The 20,009-nt window shown below is 38.9% G+C and carries 26 protein-coding genes; 13 read left to right on the top strand and 13 right to left on the bottom strand.

Translation table 11 applies throughout. The features are described from left to right. Window positions 1–3: 3 nt before the first annotated feature. Window positions 4–330, bottom strand: a complete 327-nt coding sequence (locus IGI50_RS17105) for a PadR family transcriptional regulator (protein ID WP_010743690.1) — start codon at window positions 328–330, stop codon at window positions 4–6. Between the two features lie 196 nt (window positions 331–526). Between IGI50_RS17105 and IGI50_RS17100 the strand changes: the two genes are divergently transcribed. Further along, the gene (locus IGI50_RS17100; protein WP_438777821.1) at window positions 527–1,636 is read left to right on the top strand and encodes an NAD(P)/FAD-dependent oxidoreductase; all 1,110 of its coding nucleotides are present in this window, start codon (window positions 527–529) and stop codon (window positions 1,634–1,636) included. Window positions 1,637–1,652: 16 nt separating this feature from the next. Here IGI50_RS17100 and IGI50_RS17095 read toward each other — a convergent pair whose 3' ends face one another. The 3 genes from IGI50_RS17095 to IGI50_RS17085 form a co-directional block, all read right to left on the bottom strand. After that, a complete protein-coding gene (locus IGI50_RS17095; RefSeq protein WP_438777820.1) occupies window positions 1,653–2,216 on the bottom strand; it encodes a YdeI/OmpD-associated family protein in 564 nt (187 codons plus the stop codon). A 1-nt stretch (window position 2,217) separates the two neighbouring features. Continuing rightward, window positions 2,218–2,919: a deoxyribose-phosphate aldolase gene (deoC, locus tag IGI50_RS17090; protein ID WP_438777818.1), complete on the bottom strand. Its 702-nt coding sequence runs from the start codon at window positions 2,917–2,919 to the stop codon at window positions 2,218–2,220. 128 nt (window positions 2,920–3,047) lie between these two features. After that, window positions 3,048–3,953 carry an AraC family ligand binding domain-containing protein gene (locus tag IGI50_RS17085; protein WP_438777816.1) on the bottom strand — a complete coding sequence of 302 codons (906 nt, stop codon included), beginning with the start codon at window positions 3,951–3,953 and terminating at the stop codon, window positions 3,048–3,050. Window positions 3,954–4,259: 306 nt separating this feature from the next. Here IGI50_RS17085 and IGI50_RS17080 point away from each other — a divergent pair, with 306 nt between their 5' ends. The 11 genes from IGI50_RS17080 (at window position 4,260) to rarD (ending at window position 10,848) form a co-directional block, all read left to right on the top strand. After that, the gene (locus IGI50_RS17080) at window positions 4,260–5,291 is read left to right on the top strand and encodes an aldose epimerase family protein (protein ID WP_438777814.1); all 1,032 of its coding nucleotides are present in this window, start codon (window positions 4,260–4,262) and stop codon (window positions 5,289–5,291) included. Between the two features lies 1 nt (window position 5,292). Next, complete coding sequence (locus tag IGI50_RS17075; RefSeq protein WP_438777813.1) at window positions 5,293–6,462, top strand: galactokinase; 1,170 nt, start codon at window positions 5,293–5,295, stop codon at window positions 6,460–6,462. 128 nt (window positions 6,463–6,590) lie between these two features. Further along, on the top strand, window positions 6,591–6,803 hold the full coding sequence (locus IGI50_RS17070; protein ID WP_438777812.1) for a DUF3955 domain-containing protein: 213 nt from the start codon (window positions 6,591–6,593) through the stop codon (window positions 6,801–6,803). Between the two features lie 139 nt (window positions 6,804–6,942). Continuing rightward, window positions 6,943–7,413 carry a hypothetical protein gene (locus IGI50_RS17065; protein WP_438777811.1) on the top strand — a complete coding sequence of 157 codons (471 nt, stop codon included), beginning with the start codon at window positions 6,943–6,945 and terminating at the stop codon, window positions 7,411–7,413. Between the two features lie 122 nt (window positions 7,414–7,535). Continuing rightward, the gene (locus tag IGI50_RS17060) at window positions 7,536–7,685 is read left to right on the top strand and encodes a hypothetical protein (RefSeq protein ID WP_010743699.1); all 150 of its coding nucleotides are present in this window, start codon (window positions 7,536–7,538) and stop codon (window positions 7,683–7,685) included. 155 nt (window positions 7,686–7,840) lie between these two features. Then, window positions 7,841–8,098 carry a hypothetical protein gene (locus tag IGI50_RS17055; protein ID WP_438777810.1) on the top strand — a complete coding sequence of 86 codons (258 nt, stop codon included), beginning with the start codon at window positions 7,841–7,843 and terminating at the stop codon, window positions 8,096–8,098. A 157-nt stretch (window positions 8,099–8,255) separates the two neighbouring features. After that, window positions 8,256–8,435, top strand: coding sequence for a hypothetical protein (locus IGI50_RS17050; RefSeq protein WP_218257519.1), 180 nt, complete (start codon window positions 8,256–8,258; stop codon window positions 8,433–8,435). A 49-nt stretch (window positions 8,436–8,484) separates the two neighbouring features. Further along, complete coding sequence (locus IGI50_RS17045; RefSeq protein ID WP_438777809.1) at window positions 8,485–8,916, top strand: GNAT family N-acetyltransferase; 432 nt, start codon at window positions 8,485–8,487, stop codon at window positions 8,914–8,916. Between the two features lie 121 nt (window positions 8,917–9,037). Then, window positions 9,038–9,214: a hypothetical protein gene (locus tag IGI50_RS17040; protein WP_438777807.1), complete on the top strand. Its 177-nt coding sequence runs from the start codon at window positions 9,038–9,040 to the stop codon at window positions 9,212–9,214. A gap of 94 nt (window positions 9,215–9,308) precedes the next feature. After that, window positions 9,309–9,827: an HdeD family acid-resistance protein gene (locus IGI50_RS17035; RefSeq protein ID WP_438777806.1), complete on the top strand. Its 519-nt coding sequence runs from the start codon at window positions 9,309–9,311 to the stop codon at window positions 9,825–9,827. 130 nt (window positions 9,828–9,957) lie between these two features. After that, window positions 9,958–10,848 carry an EamA family transporter RarD gene (rarD, locus tag IGI50_RS17030; RefSeq protein WP_438777805.1) on the top strand — a complete coding sequence of 297 codons (891 nt, stop codon included), beginning with the start codon at window positions 9,958–9,960 and terminating at the stop codon, window positions 10,846–10,848. Window positions 10,849–10,890: 42 nt separating this feature from the next. Here rarD and IGI50_RS17025 read toward each other — a convergent pair whose 3' ends face one another. The 7 genes from IGI50_RS17025 to IGI50_RS16995 form a co-directional block, all read right to left on the bottom strand. Further along, window positions 10,891–11,055 carry a hypothetical protein gene (locus IGI50_RS17025; RefSeq protein WP_010743706.1) on the bottom strand — a complete coding sequence of 55 codons (165 nt, stop codon included), beginning with the start codon at window positions 11,053–11,055 and terminating at the stop codon, window positions 10,891–10,893. Window positions 11,056–11,375: 320 nt separating this feature from the next. After that, on the bottom strand, window positions 11,376–12,275 hold the full coding sequence (locus IGI50_RS17020) for an NAD(P)-dependent oxidoreductase (protein WP_438777804.1): 900 nt from the start codon (window positions 12,273–12,275) through the stop codon (window positions 11,376–11,378). Between the two features lie 183 nt (window positions 12,276–12,458). Next, window positions 12,459–13,904, bottom strand: a complete 1,446-nt coding sequence (locus tag IGI50_RS17015) for a PTS mannitol transporter subunit IICB (RefSeq protein ID WP_438777803.1) — start codon at window positions 13,902–13,904, stop codon at window positions 12,459–12,461. A gap of 13 nt (window positions 13,905–13,917) precedes the next feature. Further along, window positions 13,918–14,349 carry a PTS sugar transporter subunit IIA gene (locus tag IGI50_RS17010; protein ID WP_438777802.1) on the bottom strand — a complete coding sequence of 144 codons (432 nt, stop codon included), beginning with the start codon at window positions 14,347–14,349 and terminating at the stop codon, window positions 13,918–13,920. Between the two features lie 9 nt (window positions 14,350–14,358). Next, window positions 14,359–15,504 (bottom strand): mannitol-1-phosphate 5-dehydrogenase, encoded by a 1,146-nt coding sequence (locus IGI50_RS17005; RefSeq protein WP_438777801.1) that lies wholly within the window; start codon window positions 15,502–15,504, stop codon window positions 14,359–14,361. A 9-nt stretch (window positions 15,505–15,513) separates the two neighbouring features. Beyond that, the gene (gene hxlB, locus IGI50_RS17000) at window positions 15,514–16,071 is read right to left on the bottom strand and encodes a 6-phospho-3-hexuloisomerase (protein WP_438777800.1); all 558 of its coding nucleotides are present in this window, start codon (window positions 16,069–16,071) and stop codon (window positions 15,514–15,516) included. A 13-nt stretch (window positions 16,072–16,084) separates the two neighbouring features. After that, complete coding sequence (locus tag IGI50_RS16995; protein WP_438777798.1) at window positions 16,085–16,780, bottom strand: ribulose-phosphate 3-epimerase; 696 nt, start codon at window positions 16,778–16,780, stop codon at window positions 16,085–16,087. A gap of 279 nt (window positions 16,781–17,059) precedes the next feature. On the opposite strand from IGI50_RS16995, the gene IGI50_RS16990 reads away from it, so the two are divergent. After that, window positions 17,060–17,809, top strand: a complete 750-nt coding sequence (locus IGI50_RS16990) for a DeoR/GlpR family DNA-binding transcription regulator (protein ID WP_218257507.1) — start codon at window positions 17,060–17,062, stop codon at window positions 17,807–17,809. Window positions 17,810–17,844: 35 nt separating this feature from the next. On the opposite strand, the gene dapF is transcribed toward IGI50_RS16990, so the two are convergent. Both dapF and lysA read right to left on the bottom strand, forming a co-directional pair. Then, on the bottom strand, window positions 17,845–18,672 hold the full coding sequence (gene dapF, locus IGI50_RS16985; RefSeq protein ID WP_438777796.1) for a diaminopimelate epimerase: 828 nt from the start codon (window positions 18,670–18,672) through the stop codon (window positions 17,845–17,847). A gap of 24 nt (window positions 18,673–18,696) precedes the next feature. After that, complete coding sequence (gene lysA, locus IGI50_RS16980) at window positions 18,697–19,995, bottom strand: diaminopimelate decarboxylase (protein ID WP_438777795.1); 1,299 nt, start codon at window positions 19,993–19,995, stop codon at window positions 18,697–18,699. Window positions 19,996–20,009 lie beyond the last annotated feature (14 nt).

Genomic DNA, 20,009 nt, shown 5'->3' with positions numbered 1-20,009 from the left:
TTTTTACCCTTCTTTCATAAATCGGTTCACAACTTTTTTAGTCTGCTTCCATTCATCCCGCTTCTCTTCTAAAAAAGTCAAGCCTTTGTCTGTTATTTGGTAGTACGTTCGTTTCTTCCCATGAGTAATCTCTCCTGGGTAAGAAAGGATGTAGCCATTTTTCTCTAAACGGTTGAAGGCGGAATAAAGTGTCGTTTCTTTAATGACATAGATTTCTTCACTTACATCCCGAATCTTTTGAGAAACAGCGTAACCATAGGAATCGCCATCTTTTAGTACGGACAAAATGATGACATCATTGTACCCGCGAATTCCATCGCTCGAAATCATTTTGCCACCTCCTAAAATTACTTCATCTGTCGTTGTAATCATTGTACGACAATTACTACGACAGGTAAAGTAAAAATTTCTAGATCTGTTGAAAAATAATTTTCGTTATGGCAAAATCAGCAGCAGAAGCTTCCAGTTTACTTAACTTATGGAATAGTATTTCGCAATTATCTAAAAAAAGAAAGAAGTCACATATATGCAGAAAATCGCTATTATTGGCGGCGGCATCATAGGTATGACGTTGGCAAATTATTTAGATCAAACAAAATATCAAGTCACTTTATTTGATGATCCTACAGGTCAAGCAACAAAGGCCAGTGCAGGGATTATCTCCCCTTGGTTATCAAAACGGCGAAACAAGCAATGGTACAATCTAGCAAGAGATGGCGCCGCCTTTTTTCCAAAGCTGATTCAGGATTTCCAATTGGATCAGACCATCTATCAACAATCTGGCACCTTGATTCTGCGACCCGAAAAACAGCTTGCGGAGCTTTTGAAGTTGGCAGAAGGACGAAAAAAAGAGGCGCCTGAAATTGGTACGATTAAATTGCTTACGGGGGTACAAACGCAAAAAGAATTACCGTTATTAGAACCTTTACCCTCAATCAAAATCAGTGGTGGCGGCCGATTAGATGGAAAGGCCTATTTGACTCATTTGCAAAAAAGAGCAGAAGAAAAAGGAGTTACTATTATTCAAGAGCATGTTCAGCTGACAGATGATCAGACCATTAGCTATGGCGAAAACAAAGATGTCTTTGACCAAATCGCCTTAACTGCCGGCCCGCATTTGAAAGAGCTGCTCGCTCCCTTAGACTATCGGGTAGATTTACGTCCACAAAAGGGGCAACTTTTGGTCTTCCAAACTGCACTCAAAAAAAGCGGAGATTTCCCAGTTGCCATGCTAGATGGTGAAGCGGATTTGATTCCCTTCTTAAACGGCAAAATTCTTTTAGGCGCGACTCATGAAAATGAAGCCGGCTGGAACTTAGATGAAACCACCACTGCTTTTGAACAGCTTACTGCTAGTGCTCGTAAATTTTTAGCTGAACCCGAAAAATTACTTGGCACACCGTTTCATTATCGCGTTGGTACACGTGCTTATACTTCTGATTTTGCGCCATTTTTTGGGCCGTTAAACGACCGGTTGATTGTTGCTAGCGGTTTGGGTTCCTCTGGTTTAACGACCGGTCCCTATATCGGCTATCTAATGGCTGACTACTTAAATACAGGAACTGCAAAGTGGCAGGAGTACCAAAAAGAGCTAACAACTTATATTCAACAAGAAGAAACGCTGAAACCTTATTAGGGTTCCAGCGTTTTTTTTACATCGGCTTTAAGTTTTTTTCTAGACGTTCCATCATCCAAGCCAAGCGGCTAGCTCTTCCAGCCTCTGTTTTCGCATCAAAGTAAGCACGCGTGTAGGTTTTTCTAACAGATGGAGACATGTTGGCAAAATTCTTTGCGGCTTCGGCATTTTCTGTTAGTAGTGCGGCGACTTCCGCAATCTGTTCATCCGTGACCGCTGAAGGACGTGTGGCGTTTTCCCACTGTCCATTTTCCTTCGCTTCCGCTATCTTTTCACGTCCCAAGTCAGTCATCCGTCCTTGTTCTTCCAGCTTTGCCACAATTTTTTTGTTTTTTTCTGACCACTTGCTGTTTTTGCGCCGTCTAGCAAAATATTTCAAGTAGGAATGCTCATCCACTTTTTTCATAACACCATCAATCCAGCCAAAACACAAAGCTTCCTCCAGCGCTTCCCCTGCCTTCAGAGTTTTTACTTGTTTCGTTTTTCCGAATATTAGCCAAACACCCTCGCTAGTCGTCACATTTTCTGTTAGCCAGACACGAAATTCCTGACGTGTTTCAAATTGTAAGCAATTATCCATACTATTCCTCTATTCCCAAAACAACGGGCGTAGATTTAAAGCCGATTCCCATGCGATCAATCCCCATATCGATTAATTCTAAGAAATGTTCACGTGTTCGAATTCCCCCGCTGCCTTTGATTTTAATGCGGCCTTTGCATTGATCCATCATAATTTGAATCACTTCATTTGTCGCACCTTTGCTTTCATAACCGGTAATAAACCCCGTACTTGTCTTAACAAAGTCCGCATTTGCAGCAATCGCACATTCGCAGGCTTGACGGATTTGCTCTTCATTTAATGTGTCCGTTTCAAAAATTACTTTAACCGCTGTTCCATGAGCATGACAGGCTTCAACAATCACCAGAAGTTCTTTCGTCACCTCTTCATATTTTCCGCTGCGGATCCACCCAAAATTTGCCACAATGTCTAACTCATAGATATCTTCTCTTTGACAATAGGTCTCAGCTTGTAAAACCTTGGAAGCTGTCGTACTAGTGCCAAATGGAAAATCGCATACTACACAAATTTTTGTGTCTGTTCCCTTTGTCATCTCCGCCGCAATATCCAAAGAAGATGGATTGACACAAACAGTGGCACAATGATAATCGATCCCTTCTTGAATATACTTGCGAATCTCTGCTTCGGTAAAATCTGGCTTCAATACAGATTGATCAATGTAGGCACCTAGTTCTTCCACTGTCATCTCGCTTGCTTTTTTCATGGTGAATCCCTCCTGCTTTTTTATTTGATTGCTTTCTCTGCACTTATCAATTTTATGCAAGAAAAATAACCATATATCTTATATTTTAAGTATAGAATATCCACTATTCATTGTAAACGCTCACTTTATTAGGTAGCGCGATTCACTACTGTTTGCTTTTCTAATTGGTTCTTTAATTCATTTAACGAAATATTTTTAAAATCCCCATTCTTCATTCGTTTTCGATAAGCCGAGGCTGTCTCCCCAGTTAATTTTTTAAACATTCGACTAAAAACAACCAGACTATTAAACCCAACTTGTTCTGCAATTGATTCGACAGATTCGTCAGTCATAGACAATAGAAATGCCCCGTGATTAATCCGTACTCCTAAAATATATTCTTTCATGCTAATAGCCATATGCGTGCGAAAGACTCGAGATAAATGGCTGCGATTCACCGATAAATGCCGCGCAATCTCTTCCACGGTCAATTGCTCTGCGTAATGTGCTTCAATATATTCTACGGCAGCTACAGCTAGCGGTGAATAATTTTTTTCATCGCCTAAATGAATTTTTCCGCCATCAGATAATAGGTCCGCTAAAAAATGATATGTTAATCCATTCAGCTGCAGCTCATTTTCTAGTGTTTCATCCGCATAAGACAAGCAGTCTAAGATTGTCTCACTATATTTTTGAATATCTGAAGAGATCATCGTATATTGGGCTTCTTTAAAATGAGATTGACGGATGATTTCATTTGCTGCAGAACCACCGAAAGAAAGCCAGCAATACATCCACGGATCCTCTCCATCTGCTAAATAGAAAGTTGAATCCCCCGGACGAATTAAGAACAGATCTCCTTTTTTTAGATGATAATGATGATTTTTCACATGATAAGTTCCCTTGCCCTCCATCACGACATGCAAAATATAATTCCGCCGAACTGCTGGACCAAAAGAATGAAAAGGAAGTGTTTTAGAAATACCGCAAAAATCAAAATGCAAATCTGTTTGTATATAGTGCTGCTTCTTTTTCAAAAAAATCGTTTGTTCCATTGCCTGTTCCTCCATTTCAGCTTCCCCTTAAATTATACATGAAAAAGTTAAATCCATTCAAAATATTCTCTAAAATTGCTTTGATGGACCACTACTATCAACCTTCTATCTTTTTATTTCTTAAAAATATATGCAACAAAAAGTTAAATAGTCGTCACAGAAATACGTAACACAGAAAACGATTACTTGTTAAGATAGCTTTAGACTTAATAATAAAACTTCTAGTCCTTGTCACTTTCTCCATATATCGGTAAAATTACAAAGACACGTGAAATTGAATAATTCTTATGAAGAGAGGTTTTTTTAATGCACATTACAGAAAAAGATTTTGGACAAGATTATCATTTGATTACCCTTAGAAATGAAGACGGTTTCCAAATGGCTGTGACTGATCTAGGCGCTCGAATTGTCAGTCTTGGCAAGGATAAGGAACTGATTTTAGGTTTTGACTCTGCTCAAGAATATTTAGAAAAGGATCCTTTTATTGGCGCAACAATCGGTCGAACAGCCGGACGAATCGAAAAAGGTCATTTTTCACTTGATGGAAAAGACTACCAAGTATCCACAGACCCAGCAACTGGACATTCTCTTCATGGTGGAAAGCCGGGATTTGAGGAAAAAAAATGGGCTTATACGATCGAGAAGGACGAAAGTGAAGCCTCGGTTACTTTTACCATGCTCAGTCCTGATGGTGAACATGGGTTTCCAGGAAACTTAGAGGTTGAGGTACGCCATACGTTGACAAATGATAACATTTGGCGCGTAACAACTACAGGAATTAGTGACCAGACAACACTGTTTAATCCAACCAACCATGTGTACTTTAATTTGACTGGCGACGTCACTCAAGCAATTGATGAACATAAGCTTTGGCTAAATAGCGACTCCTTTGCTTACCTTCGTCCAGATACTATTCCAACTGGTGAAAAAATGAATACAAAGGACACAGCCTTTGATTTTCAAACTGAAAAAGCATTAGCGGAGGTATTTGCCAGTGACTTTGAACAAAAGAATTTGTGTAACGGACTCGATCATCCTTTCTTCTTAAATGAAAGCAATTTGGATATCCCAGCAGCAAAATTAACGAGTCCCGATGGGAACATCGAATTATCAGTATCTACAGACTCATCCAGTGTTGTGATTTTCACCGCAAACTTTGGTGATGAAGGCCCGGAAATTCGTGGTAAGAAATTAGCAAATCATGGGGGAATTACGTTTGAGACACAAATCGCCCCTGGTGCGGAACAATATGCTGCCTTTGGTTCAATCATCTTACCTGCCAATGAACCCTTTAAAACAATTACTGAATACAAAATAACTTTGAAAGAAGCGGATTGAAATGGAAATTAAACGCGAATTAAATACGAAATTTGCTGAAATATTTGGTCCAAGAGAGACGACACAATATTTTTCTCCTGGTCGAATCAATTTGATCGGTGAGCATACGGATTACAATGACGGGCACGTCTTCCCCGCTTCAATCACTTATGGAACCTATGGCGTCGCAGCACCTCGTGAAGATAAAAAAGTGTTAGTTTATTCAACAAATTTTGATGATATCGGTGTGATTTCCTTCGATATTGACCATTTAGAGTACGATAAAAAAGACAATTGGGCGAATTATGTAAAGGGCATGGTCTTAAAACTAAAAGAAACCGGACATACGATTGATCATGGCTTTGAACTGTTAGTCGAAGGAACGATTCCAAATGGTGCCGGCCTTTCTAGCAGTGCCTCACTAGAATTATTGGTTGGCGTGATGCTGGAGGACTTATTTAATTTGAAAACGGATCGACTTGAGTTGGTTCAAACAGGAAAAAAAGTCGAAAATGAATTTATTGGTGTAAACTCTGGCATCATGGATCAATTTGCCATTGGATTTGGTGACGTGGATCAGGCTATTTTATTAGATACCAACACATTGAAATATGAAATGGTCCCAGTGAAACTCGATGGGTACGCCGTTGTCATCATGAACACCAACAAACGCCGTGAACTTGCGGACTCTAAATACAATGAGCGCCGTAGTGAATGTGAGGAAGCTCTTGCTCGTCTACAAAGAAAATTAGACATCCAGTCTTTAGGTGAACTAGATGTGGCAACTTTTGAAGCGAATAGCTCTTTAATTGCCGATGATACTTTAACTCGCCGAGCACGTCACGCAGTAACTGAAAATCAACGAACCTTAGAAGCCAAGGCTGAATTGGAAAAAGGAAATCTAGCAGCTTTCGGAAAACTGCTCAATGACTCTCACCATTCTCTGCGTTATGACTACGAAGTTACTGGAATCGAACTAGATACACTCGTTGATGCCGCGCAGGCACAAGAAGGAGTGCTTGGTGCTCGCATGACCGGTGCAGGATTTGGAGGATGTGCAATCGCCTTAGTCAAAGAAGAAAATATTGCCACCTTCAAAAATAATGTCTATGACGCGTATCTAAAAATTGTCGGCTATGCCCCAGATTTTTATGTCGCCCATATTGGCAGTGGAACAACAAAAATTGGATAAATACTCCCCACAAAGAAACTCCCCCATCTATTTTAGGTAGGGGAGTTTCAACGTTTTTGAGGATATCACTTACATTTTTGTCATGCTTACCTTTTCTTAATTATTTTTTTATATGATATTAAAAAATTATGGAGGTATTTTTAGTGAAGAATTATGGATTATCCTTCTTATTTCTTTTTTTAAGCATTTTATTATTTTCACTTTCTACCCTTATTGGTTCTTATATTGATTCCAATGGTATGCTGATTGAGCCCGCATTCTTTTGCATCCCTTTTGGTTTTTTCTTGCTTATACTATCTATTTTTACCGCGATTTACGCATTCACTAAGCAAAAATTTTAAAACGACGCTCTCACAAGACTGCAGTTTTGTAAGAGCGTCATTTTTTATCAGCGAAGCAGTTTCACTTGATTGCCTTTAAATGTGTGTCGCTGGATTTTCTTTTTTACTTAAGCTATCATTTCTTTAAAAAGGTGATATTATGGATTTTTTTATTGATTTATGCGGTCTTCTAGGTGTATGGCTTTTGTTTACGTTTCCTCTTTATCAAGCCTGTCTGGAGTTATCTGCTCAAGCTATTGCCTTTAAAAAGCAAGTAACTTCAAAAATAGCAAGTAAAAAAATTTCTCCCTTATACTGGATTTTCCCGCCTCTTAAAATCCACAAAGAGAAAAATAGAGCTGTGTGTATTTTTAAAAGCTTGAATCTAAGTGATGACACATTACGTCAAATGCTGCTTTATTTTGACAAAGCGACTGCTTGGTTTTATGTTTCTCTTGCAGGATTACTCAATAGTATTTATTTTTCCTATGACTTATTTGAAAAGTATCATCCAATGCATCCGAGTTTCTTCTTTCTATTTCTATTTTGCATGATAGTTTTTTGTATTTTGAACGTTATCTATCGAATGGATCAAAAACGAATTCAGAAAAAAATAAACTCTCTAAAGTAACTATAGTTTTATTAAGTTTGATTATTAGAATTTTTTTCAAATTTGTGGTATATTTAATGATGGAATTTCGTTATGAACGTTTTAGTTGCCTTTCGTCACTAAATGAGAAAGGAGAATGCTCTATGACATTCACTAACAACAAATTGGAATACCGCGTAACTTTAGATACTAACTTAAATCTATTTATCGTTTTCGACAAACAAGACGAAAACAAATTTGCGACAGGTACGACAATTGAAAATGCAGTACAAGAATTAGCAAAAATCGCATAAGGAGTGTAATTCTCTAATGGACAATTACTGTTCGTACTGAAAGCATCTACTGAAAACAACGGTAGGTGCTTATTTTTTGTTGTTTCTACCTTTCCTACTGATTTTGCTGAAATTATAAAGTGAGATAATGTATAATAAAATCGGAGGTGGTTATTATGTTAACGAAAGATATTGTTGCTTTTGCCCTTTGTGCACTAGGTGCTATTTTAGGCGCCTATACAATTGCTTTGTCGGAAAAAAGACCCTCTTTATTTCAAATGTTCGCTGCGTGCTTCTTCTCTGGCGGATCATTGGTGTTTTATTACTATTACTTCGAAAACTTCCAGTCACCTTTCCTACCTGTTTTGTATTACACAGTTGTAATTGGTTCTGCTATTTTATTTTCACGATTCAAAGACAAATCAAAATCGTAGTCATTCAAAAAACTGGATGGCTTCTTTACAACCTTTCTCGAATTTCATTCTAAAGTCCTATTTCTACCAATATTTTCAATATGTATACTTATATTAAGGAAAGTTGCTGAAACCACCAGCATCTTATCTTAACTATTTTAGTACAGGGGACGATTACATGAAATGTATGAACCAAGTAAAACCTAATGGCTTTTTTTACATCGGCATCATCATTATGATATTTACTGCCGTTTTTTGGGATTGCAACATTTTGCTGACGATGATTGGCTCTGCACTTGTCTTCTTTTCTGATACGATTACAAATTCAATGAATAGCTGCTTAAAAGCCAATGATTAATGATTGGCTTTTTTTGTTGTGCTATACTTGTTAAAAAACGGAGTTCTTTATGATTAAGAAATTTGAAAAATTACCTGCGGATGACCTTGATAAAATTGCTGACATTTGGCTGAAGAGTAATTTGTCCGCCCATCATTTTATTGACGCAAGCTATTGGCTAGACAATTACGCCTATGTTAAGGAATCCTTCCTAACTGCAGATATTTATTTGTATTATTACGAGAATGAAATTGTTGGATTTCTTGGGATCGTCGATCATTACATTGCAGGCATATTTCTGCTGGAAGAATTCCAGTCGCTTGGAATCGGGACGCAATTACTTAAAAAAGTACAGTCTGAATACACAAAGCTTGGCTTACATGTATACGAAAAAAATAGTCATGCGGTTCAATTTTATCTGAAAAATGAGTTTATCATTCAAAAAAAAGCGTTGGATACAAATACAAACGAGATTGAATTATTTATGGAATGGACGGCCTAATCTTGGATTAGCTGTCCATTTTTTCATTTTGCAATCTTCCCACAGATATAGTCAGTATTTGGAGCCTCTATTTTGACCTCAGGGAAATCTAGGAATATACTCCCAGAAAGAGGTGTTCACAATGAATTTGAGAGATTTCAACAATATGTACACTTATTTGGCGATTTCCTATTTTTTGGTCTCACTTTTTTTCGCCGTTCAAGATGGAAAAATACTTAAATTAGCAAGCTTCTTTTTTCTTATTTCTTTCGGTATCAATGCCTTTAAAGCAATAAAGGAAGCACAAAATCGACAATAATTTGAGGACTCTCCTTGAAATAGACTTTTATCTGATCATTTTCTTTTCATATTTTTTCAGAAAGTGATAAGATTTTCTCAAGGAGGTGAAGGAAATGGAAAGAAAATCTAGCTTTAGCTGGCCTTATTTTCTAATGGGCATCCTTTTTATTCTCGTTGCTTTAATCTCATTTAGAGATCCCCAAAGTAGCTTACTTGCAATTGTTTATATTTTTGCGGTTTCCGCAATTTTAAAAGGTGTCTTCGAATTATTCTTTAGACGGAAAATCCATGAATTTACAAATCAAAAATCAACACTTTTAATCGTTCTTGGTGTCTTTGATTTATTGGTTGGTATTTTCTTCTTATTCAATATCTCTGCCGGATTAATCGCTTTGCCTTTTGTCTTTGCGATTTGGTTCTTAGTTGACTCTATCGCGGCTCTATTGACCGCAGGAATTTATAGGCTTGAGAGTACGGGTTATTACTGGTTCCACATCATTCTTAATGTCATCGGAGTTATTCTAGGTTTCATGCTTTTATTTAACCCAGTAACTTCAGCATTAACACTCGCTTTCTTAGTCGGCTTCTACTTTATGATGGCTGGGATATCACTGATCGCCTATGCATTTTAAGAACTTCAACTAGAGACGCTATCGTCTCTAGTTTTTTATTGTTTTGAAGCGGCATAAATTCTTTATTTCTGAAAATTTCCTTAATGATTTGTGCTAAAATGATAAGACATTATTTATTTAGGAGGTTCCAATGAAAAAAGAATCTGGATTGACTTATGGGTTTGGCGCGTATATTATTTGGGGCATCCTGCCGCTTTATTGGAAATTATTAGGAAACGTCGGTGCTGTCGATATTTTATTTTACCGAATTATTTGGTCGTTGATTTTTATGACTCTCTACTTAGTCATATTACGAAAAATCCCCTTGTTTATCAAAGAGGTCACAGAGCTTCTGAAGAGCCGACGCAATACGTTAGCGATCATAATCGCCGCTATCTTTATTTCATTAAACTGGGGAATCTATATCTATACCGTGTCGATTGGCCAAGTGCAGCAGGCTAGTCTCGGGTACTATATTAATCCATTGTTGAATGTACTGGCTGGTGCACTCTATCTAAAAGAACCGCTATCTAAACAGGCAAAGCTTGCTAGTCTTTCCGCATTAACAGGGGTAGTGCTGCTGACGATTCAAACAGGTGTTTTTCCTTTCAATTCGATCTTCTTGGCCGCTAGCTTCTGCTTATATGGCCTAACAAAAAAACAACTGAAGTTAAGTTCGGCTACTAGTATTACTTTGGAAACCTTGATCATCGCGCCTTTTGGATTGATTTATTTATTCTTTCTTTCACCCACGGGATTTATGAACTACTCGTTAAACACAAATTTATTATTGATAGGTGCCGGCATCGTCACGGCGATTCCTTTACTGCTTTTTGCAACGGCCGTAAAAAAATTATCTTACATCACTCTTGGCTTCCTACAATATGTTAATCCTACCATTATGCTAGCAATGGCCATCTTTTTATTTCATGAACCGTATGCCTTACCCCAATTCATCGCTTTTGCCTTTATCTGGTTAGGTATTCTTATTTTTGTATTGGGCAATCTTATTGACTCACGAAAAAAAGGGATCCGCTTATAATAGGCGATCCCTTTCTTTTTACTCTGTTTTCAAGCAGATGTTTTAATAATTAAACTCATGCACGACTTCTCCTGATTTAAATACTTTACTTGCTTTGACTATTCCATAATTCGTTGCATAACAGAGCGCCTCCCGATGTGTCTCAAACGTTTCCTCGATCATTTCTCCTACGATCGTTTTCACCTGAACTACATATTGATACTCCATATTTTGTCCCCATTCCTTTTCAACCATCATCTACTTAAAGCGTCAACTAGTTTATATTTTTATCATACCTAGCTTTTCTTAGAGATTCAATAACATATGTTATATTTCCTAACATAATAGTAAAGTTTTTTCAAAAAGAAGACAATCAACGTCATATTTAGTTACATGGTTATGACTTGTACTCAAAAAGGAGATTGAGAGAGAAGTGGTCAGTTTCAAGAAATTTCGGCTTGTTTCCGAAGAATTGGCTTATGGAACACCTTTTATTCAAAAAAAAAAGAGGTGTGACAAGTCTTTTGTCACACCTCCTCACAGAAGATTTAGTTATTCTTTTGAAATTCTTCGATATTTTGGATTACTTTTTGCGCTAAACGTACTTTTGCCATCGAGGTTAGACCTGCATTTGTTTTACCTGCAAAAACATTCGGCAACCCAATCACTTCCTCACCCAAACCAGCTTCAGTATCACTGAAAGCATAGTTTCCTGGCTGGTCTAACCATTTTCTTAGTGCAGATACCTCGTGTGAAGGAGCAATCGAAACATTCATCAAAATTTTCCCATTGCCAAATTTTTGAAATGCTGCTTCATCTAATAAAACGACATTTTTATTCAAACATGTAATTAAAATATCTACTTCGTCTAACAGCTGATCCAAAGGTAAGTACGCCATTCCGACTTCTTCTTCCATTTCAGGTTTACGCGTTCGACTATAGTAATTGACATCCATCCCAAAGAAATTCATTGTTCGCGCTAGTAAACTGCCGACGGTGCCCATTCCAACAATCCCAACTTTCACATCTGTCAGTTCCATAGGTTCATCTTTCCACATCGCTGGTCCACGTCCTTGTAATAAACGAACCAATTCGCTGATCGCGTATTCTTTTACGCCTTCATCCCCGTAATCCCGTACACCTGTTACAACGATTCCTTTCTTCTCCGCGTGACGAATATCAACATTTGCATTTTCTGGTGCATACAAACTTGCGCAAATTCCGATATAGCGAATGTTGGGACAAGCATCCAAAACTTCCTTATCAATAAAACTTGTAAAGCTTAACATTACACAATCTGCATCACCGATACGGTCAATGATGACTGCGGGGTCAGTTGGAATATCTTCATAAAAAATCGCTTCTTCCGCCAATTCCTTTAACTTTTCATCCCATTCCGGTAATAACTTGGTTGGCTCGATTGCCACCATCTTCTTAAATTTTATCATGTCAGCCTCCTAGATAATCGTATTCACTTCATGATACGACCTGTGAATTTTCACGTCAACGAAAATCAATTATCGAAAGGAATAGCGGCTTATTTGAGAACCTTTCTTGGTATTCTGCTTCGTTTAATAATGATTTTCTTCCTATAATAAAAACACCGATAAAATTTTACCGGTGTCATGCTTTTATTCTTTCGCTTTAGCTGCAACGATTTCATCGACTAATTGATCGATTGCTGGATCCTGCAAATAATTCTTCAACGTAACAATGGTCATTTGTGGATGTGCCTTACGGGTCCGTTCTTCTAAGTCTCGATGAACGACCACCATGTCACTATCTTGCGGTACGTCTTCGATTCGATAATTTTTGACTTCGATATCGGTGATGCCCGCTTTTTGCAATTTTTTCTTGAAAGTTGTAGCCCCCATCGCACTGCTGCCCATTCCCGCATCACAAGCAAAGGAAACCTTTCTCAAGTTTGCGATTATACTGTTCGCAGACTTGCTGCTCTCACTATTTAGTAACTCTTTTCCTTCTGATTTCATTGCTTTTGATTTTTGAACAGATTCTTCAAAGCTTTCATCCTCGTCAGAAGTCTTATCTGCCTTCAGAATCACCGAAGTGACTAAGAACGAAACAACTGTTGCGATAGCTACTCCTGCAATCACTCCAAAGAAATTGCCGCGAGGCGTCAAAGCGAGATAAGAAAAAATGGAGCCGGGACTTGGTCCAGCAACTAATCCCACATTCAACAATTGGAAAGTCAGCGTCCCAGCCATTCCCCCTGCAATCATTGCCAAAATAGTAATCGGTTTCATCAGTACGTACGGGAAATACATTTCGTGAATCCCACCGAAGAAATGGATGATGATCGCACCAGGAGCTGTTCGTTTCGCCACTTTCTTTCCGAAGAAAGAATAGGCTAAAAGTAAGCCCAAACCAGGCCCAGGGTTGGATGCCACCATGAAATAAATGGACTTTCCAGCTTCTAAGGTTTGCTGCATTCCTAATGGATAATAGACTCCTTGGTCGATTACATTGTTCAAAAACAACACTTTTGCCGGTTCATTTATCAACGAAAGCAATGGGAGGAACCCAGTCGAAACTAACGCTTCAATCGCGCTCGTTACAAATTGATTCGCCGATTGGATCGTTGGGCCGATCACCAAATAAGACAAACACATCAAAATAAAACCAATTATACCAATCGAAAAATTGTTCACGACCATTTCAAAGCCTGCAGGAATTTTTCCCTCAAGAAAATTATCCGTCTTTTTCATAATCCAGCCACCTAAAGGCCCGATCACCATAGCTCCCATAAACATTGGAATATCTGACCCAATAATCAAGCCGATGGTTCCAATAGAACCCAATACTGCACCACGATGACCTCCGATCATCCGACCGCCAGTATATGCTAGTAGTAATGGCAATAAGTAACTAACCGTCGGACTAACCAATTCATTTAATGATTCATTTGGAAACCAACCTGTTGGAATGAACAACGCTGTTGCTATTCCCCAAGCAATAAACGCGCCGATGTTTGGCAGCACCATATTCGTTAAAAAGCCGCCAAACGCTTGGACTCTCGCCCGCATTGATACTTGTTTCCCTTCATTCGTTACATCCATTTCCTTCTCTCCTTTATTCCTTAACCAAATCCAACAACGCTTGTTCTGTCTCTACCTCAAATAATTTCTGATTTAATTTCTCATCACTTAATAACTCGCCTAAGTTTGCGATTAACTCTAAATGTCCGTCCGGTGAATCTGACGAAAGGGTAAATAAAACTTTTACAGGTTCGTCTCCAGGAAATAGTACTGGCTGATCCAAATGTAAAAACGTCATTCCAATACCATTGCTACCGGCTTCTGGTCGTGCATGGGGCATCGCCACTTGAGGTAATAGAATAATATAGTTGCCGTTGTCCAATACATTTTGGATCATCGCGTCTACATAGGCTTCTTCGATAATTCCTTGCGTTAAAAGCGGCTTCGCTCCTAATCGAATGGCTTCTTGCCAAGACCCAACCGTTTCAACAAATTTTGTATTCCCTGTTAATTGCTCTTTTAACATTTGTTCCTCCTATACCAGTGTTGCCGTCTCATAAGCGGCAATCACTTCATCAAGCAACGCTCCATCTAGTTTAGAAATCGTCTTGATCGTGGCTGCTAATCCCTCTTCTTCAATCATCTCAGCCAGCTTGTTCGCCTCTGGATCAGCAGCGTTTCGATAATGGTAACCTGCTGCGATTACTTTGACACCTGATTCATGAGCGAGTTTCAAGTCTGCTAGCTTTGCCGTTGGAGCAACCAAACGATCAGTTGGACCCAATTTTCTGATGGGTGAACCGCCAACACGGGAAATCTCATCTGAAAGGTTCTGATTGCCCTGTCGCTTCAGTGTCTTTTCAATAAAACCTGTCAGCTCCTCCCGATCAAACGAATATTTCTGTACAAAATATTCCAGGTTCTCAGCTAGAAACTGATTGACCACCTGTAGAATAGCTTGATCTTGAATGGCTTTTTGAATCGTTTGATATTTTTTCAACGCTCCCAGATAGGCAATTGCGGCATGGGCGGCGTTGACAATATACAGTTTTCGTTCGATATACGGCTGCATCTCATCGACTAAAACCACTTTTTTAAGTTTATAGGAGGTTGCCGGATCAAGTTGTTGCCGATTGATTACCCATTCAAAGTACGGCTCTACAACAGCAATTGATTTTCCATCAACCGTTTTTCCAAGGGATTGCCGATCAATGGCCGTATTCACAAAATAAGCAAACTGGTTAAAGCTTATTTTTTCTTCTTCTGACAGCAACTCATAGACTTTATTTTTCAAGCTATCACTGGCATTGATGACATTTTCATTAGCCAAAATATTGATGCTGCGCCTCTGTTCAAAACGTTTCCTTAGCCCCTTTGTGATCAACGGTGCGATCTTTGCCAGATTATTCGCACCCACGGAAGTAGTTAAAATATCTGCTTCTTCAATCGCTGAAACCACTTTTTCTATCTCAGTCAAACTATTCAACGCCGTCACCTGATCCACAAAATCCCTTGACGCCTTTTCATCAATGATCTCAACCAAATAGCCGCCGTCTTGATTCAATTGTTGAATCAGTTCTTCATTTGTATCAACGAAACAAAGCTCAAAATCATTTTGATGTAAGAGCTGACCGATAAATCCCCGACCGATATTCCCTGCGCCAAAATGTACTGCTTTCATCCTCATCACCTACTCCAAATTGGCATGATACTGCCATAAACTATGCATATCAATCGCTTTTTCCTCCACCATCATCAAAGCGATACTATCCCCTAGTAAAAGAAGGCATTGTTCAAATAGACTCGTCATTGGTTGAACGGAAGGTATCTCACCTGGCAAAGCCAATTTTGTTTGAACCGGTATTCGGATAAACAAATCCGCGTACTCTTTCATTGAGCTATTTCCGTTCGATCCAATATGTGCCACCGTTGCCTTAAAGCTTTTCGCTTTTTTGGCAATCGCTAACGGAAATGAGCTCTCGCCACTGCCAGATCCAACAATTAACAGATCCTTTTCGGTGATTGCCGGCTCGGTAATTTGTCCTACCACCACCGTTTGAACCCCTAAATGCGCCAAACGCTTCGCAATGCCTTCTAAGGAGAGCAATACACGACCGACACCAACGAAAAATACCCGATCGGCCTTTTCAATCTCCGCTACAAGTTCTTCAACCTCTTCTACGGCAATATTATCTAATGTCGCTGCAATCTCATCGACGATTTTCTGTTCCACACTTTTAAACCCCAACGTCGTTTCCTCCCTATCTGACTAACATCGATTTATTCACTGCTTCAGACAATAATTGACGATTTTCTGACAACGTATTTCCTGCAATGAACAGGCTTGTACTTCCTAACACTAAGTTTGTCGCACCCGCATTTAACAAATCTGGAATTGTTAATAGTGAAACGCGCCCATCCACTTGAAGATCAACCGCTAATTCTTGCGTATCAATCAACTTACGAAGATCGGCAATTTTCTTTAAGGCGTAAGGAATCTGCTTCTCTGCCTTATTCGTCGCAAAGCCGGGATTAATCAACATTAAACACACACGATCAATCTCAGGTAAAATATAATCCAAAACATTTAGCGGTGTTGCCGGATTCAACGCTACCCCAACTTTTGTCCCTGTATTCTTGATTAATTGAATATAGCGATCAATATGCAAGCTCGTTTCCTGATGAAAAGTGATTCCTTCAACACCAACCTTCAGCATCTCACCAATAAAAAATTCATTATCATTTGACATGATATGCACATCAAAGGCCATCGTTGTGATTTCCCGCATTCGCTTGATTGTCTCTATTCCCAAAGGCATGCTTGGGCTAAACGACCCATCGATGACATCGATATGCAGCGTATCCATACCGATAGCTTCTAACTCACTGATACTTTTTTCTAGATTCACCAAATCGCCGCACATAATCGAAGGCGATAAAATGATTTTCTTTTCCATAAATGTTCTCCTCATTCATTTTAATGACACTACTATTCAATTGAACATTCTGCAGATTGTAATTGAAAGGTTTTGTAAACGTTGGTCGTTAGTAAAACAGTGTCCTTCATTTACAAGCTCATTGTAACCGCTTAACAAATACAAGTCAACGCAAACATGCAAATAAATTAATTTTATTTGCATGTTTGTGCACGTTAACTCGTATAACTATAGCTAACGTTGACATAAAAACGCATACATGGCATGATAAACAGGAGAAAACAAGAAGGAGTGCGCAAGATGTTAAAAGAAGAACGTCATCAGAAAATTGTCGATCTATTAAATATTGAACAAAAAGTTATCGCCAGCGATTTAAGCCAGCGATTCAACGTTTCAGAAGATACAATTCGTCGTGATTTGAAAGAATTGGATGGACAAGGTCTTTTAAAAAGAGTCCATAGCGGGGCTTTACGTGTAGGTCCTCCCATTACGGATTTTAATTATCGAGAAACTGTAGCTAGTGAACGAAAGAAAGAGTTAGCACAGAAAGCACTGCCCTTTCTAAAAGAAGACTCCGTGATCATTATTGATGGCAGTACAACAAACTTAGCTTTAGCCAAAGAAATCCCACAAGATTTCCGAGCAACCATTATTACGAACAGCCCTCCGATCGCTATTGAATTAGCACAGCATCCGAATATTGAAATTATAAATATTGGTGGTGTTTTTTATAAGCAATCCATGATTAACATCGGTGTGCAAGCCTACAAGCAGCTGAGAAATATTCGCGCAGATCTTTACATTATGGGCATCTACAATCTAGATATAGATGCCGGGACCAGTGTTCCAACTACTCAGGAATCTGAAATAAAAAGAGAAATGATCCGTATCTCTACTGAAGTTCTTGGAATGATTACGAATGACAAATTTGGAACAATCAGCAACCATATTGTGGGACCGGTTGACGACCTCACTTATTTAATTTCTGAGGAAATTCCAGATAAGGTGCGTAAGGAATACAATAAGCAAAAAATTGTTCTGATCGATTAACTAAAAAAAGATGACCAGATTCGGTCATCTTTTTTTTACGCTAAGTCTTCATCTAATATTGTGCCTTCAGCCACGATATTGGTATCCCCTATTAAATAAAGTTCTTCGTTCACAACATTTACTTTTAGCTGTCCGCCTAAAACCTCTATTACGACTGGATCCGTTGCAATTAAGCCTTTTTTAGTTAAGGCGTATGCCGTTGAGCCTGTACCTGTTCCGCAAGCCAGCGTGAAATCCTCTACCCCTCGTTCATAGGTGCGCTCCACGACCGTTTGATCAGACAAAATATCATAGAAATTTACATTCGCTCCCTTTTCAAAAGCGGGATGATTTCTCAGCTTTTTAGCAAACTCAATAATTGTTTCTAATTCTGTCATTGCAAGATCCGGTATATGAACAACTAAATGAGGAATTCCTGGATTCCCCAATTCGACATAATCAATGCTGACCTCTTTTCCATCAACTAAAAGCTGCTCATCTGCTTCGAAAACAGTCGGAGAATTTAATTGTACACGATAGGTTCGAGTATCCAATCGTTCAGCGGGAACATTGCCAGCAATCGTTTCAATAACCATTTTATCTTTTGCTACTCCGGTCTCATAAGCCCAACGAGCAACACAACGAGCTCCGTTTCCACACATCTCTGCTTCAGACCCATCTGCATTAAAGAAGCGTGCATAAAAGTCGCCATCTTCACGAGCATTTTCAATTGCAATCAGTGTGTCTGCGCCAACTGAAATACGTCGAGTGCAAACACGCGCTGAAAAAATCGCTAATTGCTCACTAGAAAATTTTTGTTTTTGATTATCGATTAAAATAAAATCATTTCCAGCGCCTTGCATTTCATAAAAAGGAACCTTCATGCTCTAGCCTCTCTTTCAGTGTTTCTAGTTTAAGAAACTTGGAATTTCTTCATTTTGAATAATTTGATCTAATGTTTGTCTTTTGACAATCAGTTCTGCCTGTCCCGCTTTTGTTAATACAACTGCTGGAATAGCAAGCTTATTGTAATTACTAGCCATTGAATACCCGTAAGCTCCTGTTGAGAAGGTAGCAAAAATATCTCCTGTCTCAACCTTTGGCAACGCGATATCTTTCACTAAAATATCAGTACTTTCACAGGCTTTCCCTGAAACAGTCACTTTTTCGACAGTTTTTTCCTCAGCCTTATTCGCTAAAATCCCGGTGTATTCTGCTTCGTAAAGCCCTGGGCGGATATTATCTGTCATCCCACCGTCGATGCTGACATATTTCCGCAAACCAGGAAGCTCTTTGATCGCGCCAATTTTGTGCAAACTGATTCCTGCTGCTGCTACAATACTGCGTCCCGGCTCAATAACGACTGCAGGTTGAGGAAAATTCTCCTCCTCACAAAACGCTAAAACTTTCTCCATCATTGGATCAGTAAAATAGCTAAACGGCTTCGGCTGATCCGCGTCTGTGTAACGAACACCAAACCCGCCACCAAAATTCAACTCTTTTACTGTATAAGCAAAGCGTTCTTTCACTATTTTAACCAAATCCAACGCGATAGCTACTGCAGCAAGGTGTGCTTGGTTATCAAATAATTGACTGCCGACATGAAAATGAAAGCCTAGAAAGTTCACTTCCGGTGTCTCAATCGCCTGTTGAATCTGCGGGAATAAAATCGCTTCATCAATCGGAATCCCGAATTTTGAATCCTTTTGCCCAGTCGAAATAAAGGAATGGGTCTGTACATTCACTTCCGGTGTAATTCGAAATAGAATGTCCACTGTTTTTTGTTTTTCTTTGGCAATCGCCGCAATCAGATCCACTTCCTGCAGACTATCAATGATGATTCGTCCAACACCATAATCAATCGCCATTTCAAGTTCTTCGATAGATTTATTATTACCATTCATTTCAATATGTTCAGCTGGAAAATCCCCTTTGATCGCTGTGTAGAGCTCTCCATCAGAGACAACGTCTAGAGAAAAGCCTTGCTGCTGAATAATTTTCAGCATCGCTAACGTAGAAAATGCCTTACTAGCAAATGCTACCCGAACATTTTCATACTTATCTACAAAATCTCGTTGCAATTCTTGGCATTTTTCTTCAATCATCGTTTGCGAAAAAACATAAAGCGGTGTACCGAATTTTTCTGCCAAAGCAACTGTGTCACAGCCATCCCACATCAAATGTCCATTTTTTGTTTCAAATTCCATTTTAAGCCCCCTCA

It is taken from the genome of Enterococcus sp. DIV0170 (genome assembly GCF_051710765.1).
Taxonomy (GTDB): domain Bacteria; phylum Bacillota; class Bacilli; order Lactobacillales; family Enterococcaceae; genus Enterococcus_A; species Enterococcus_A raffinosus.
Note: the sequence above shows the minus strand (reverse complement) of the source record. Positions and strands in the feature narration are given on the sequence as shown.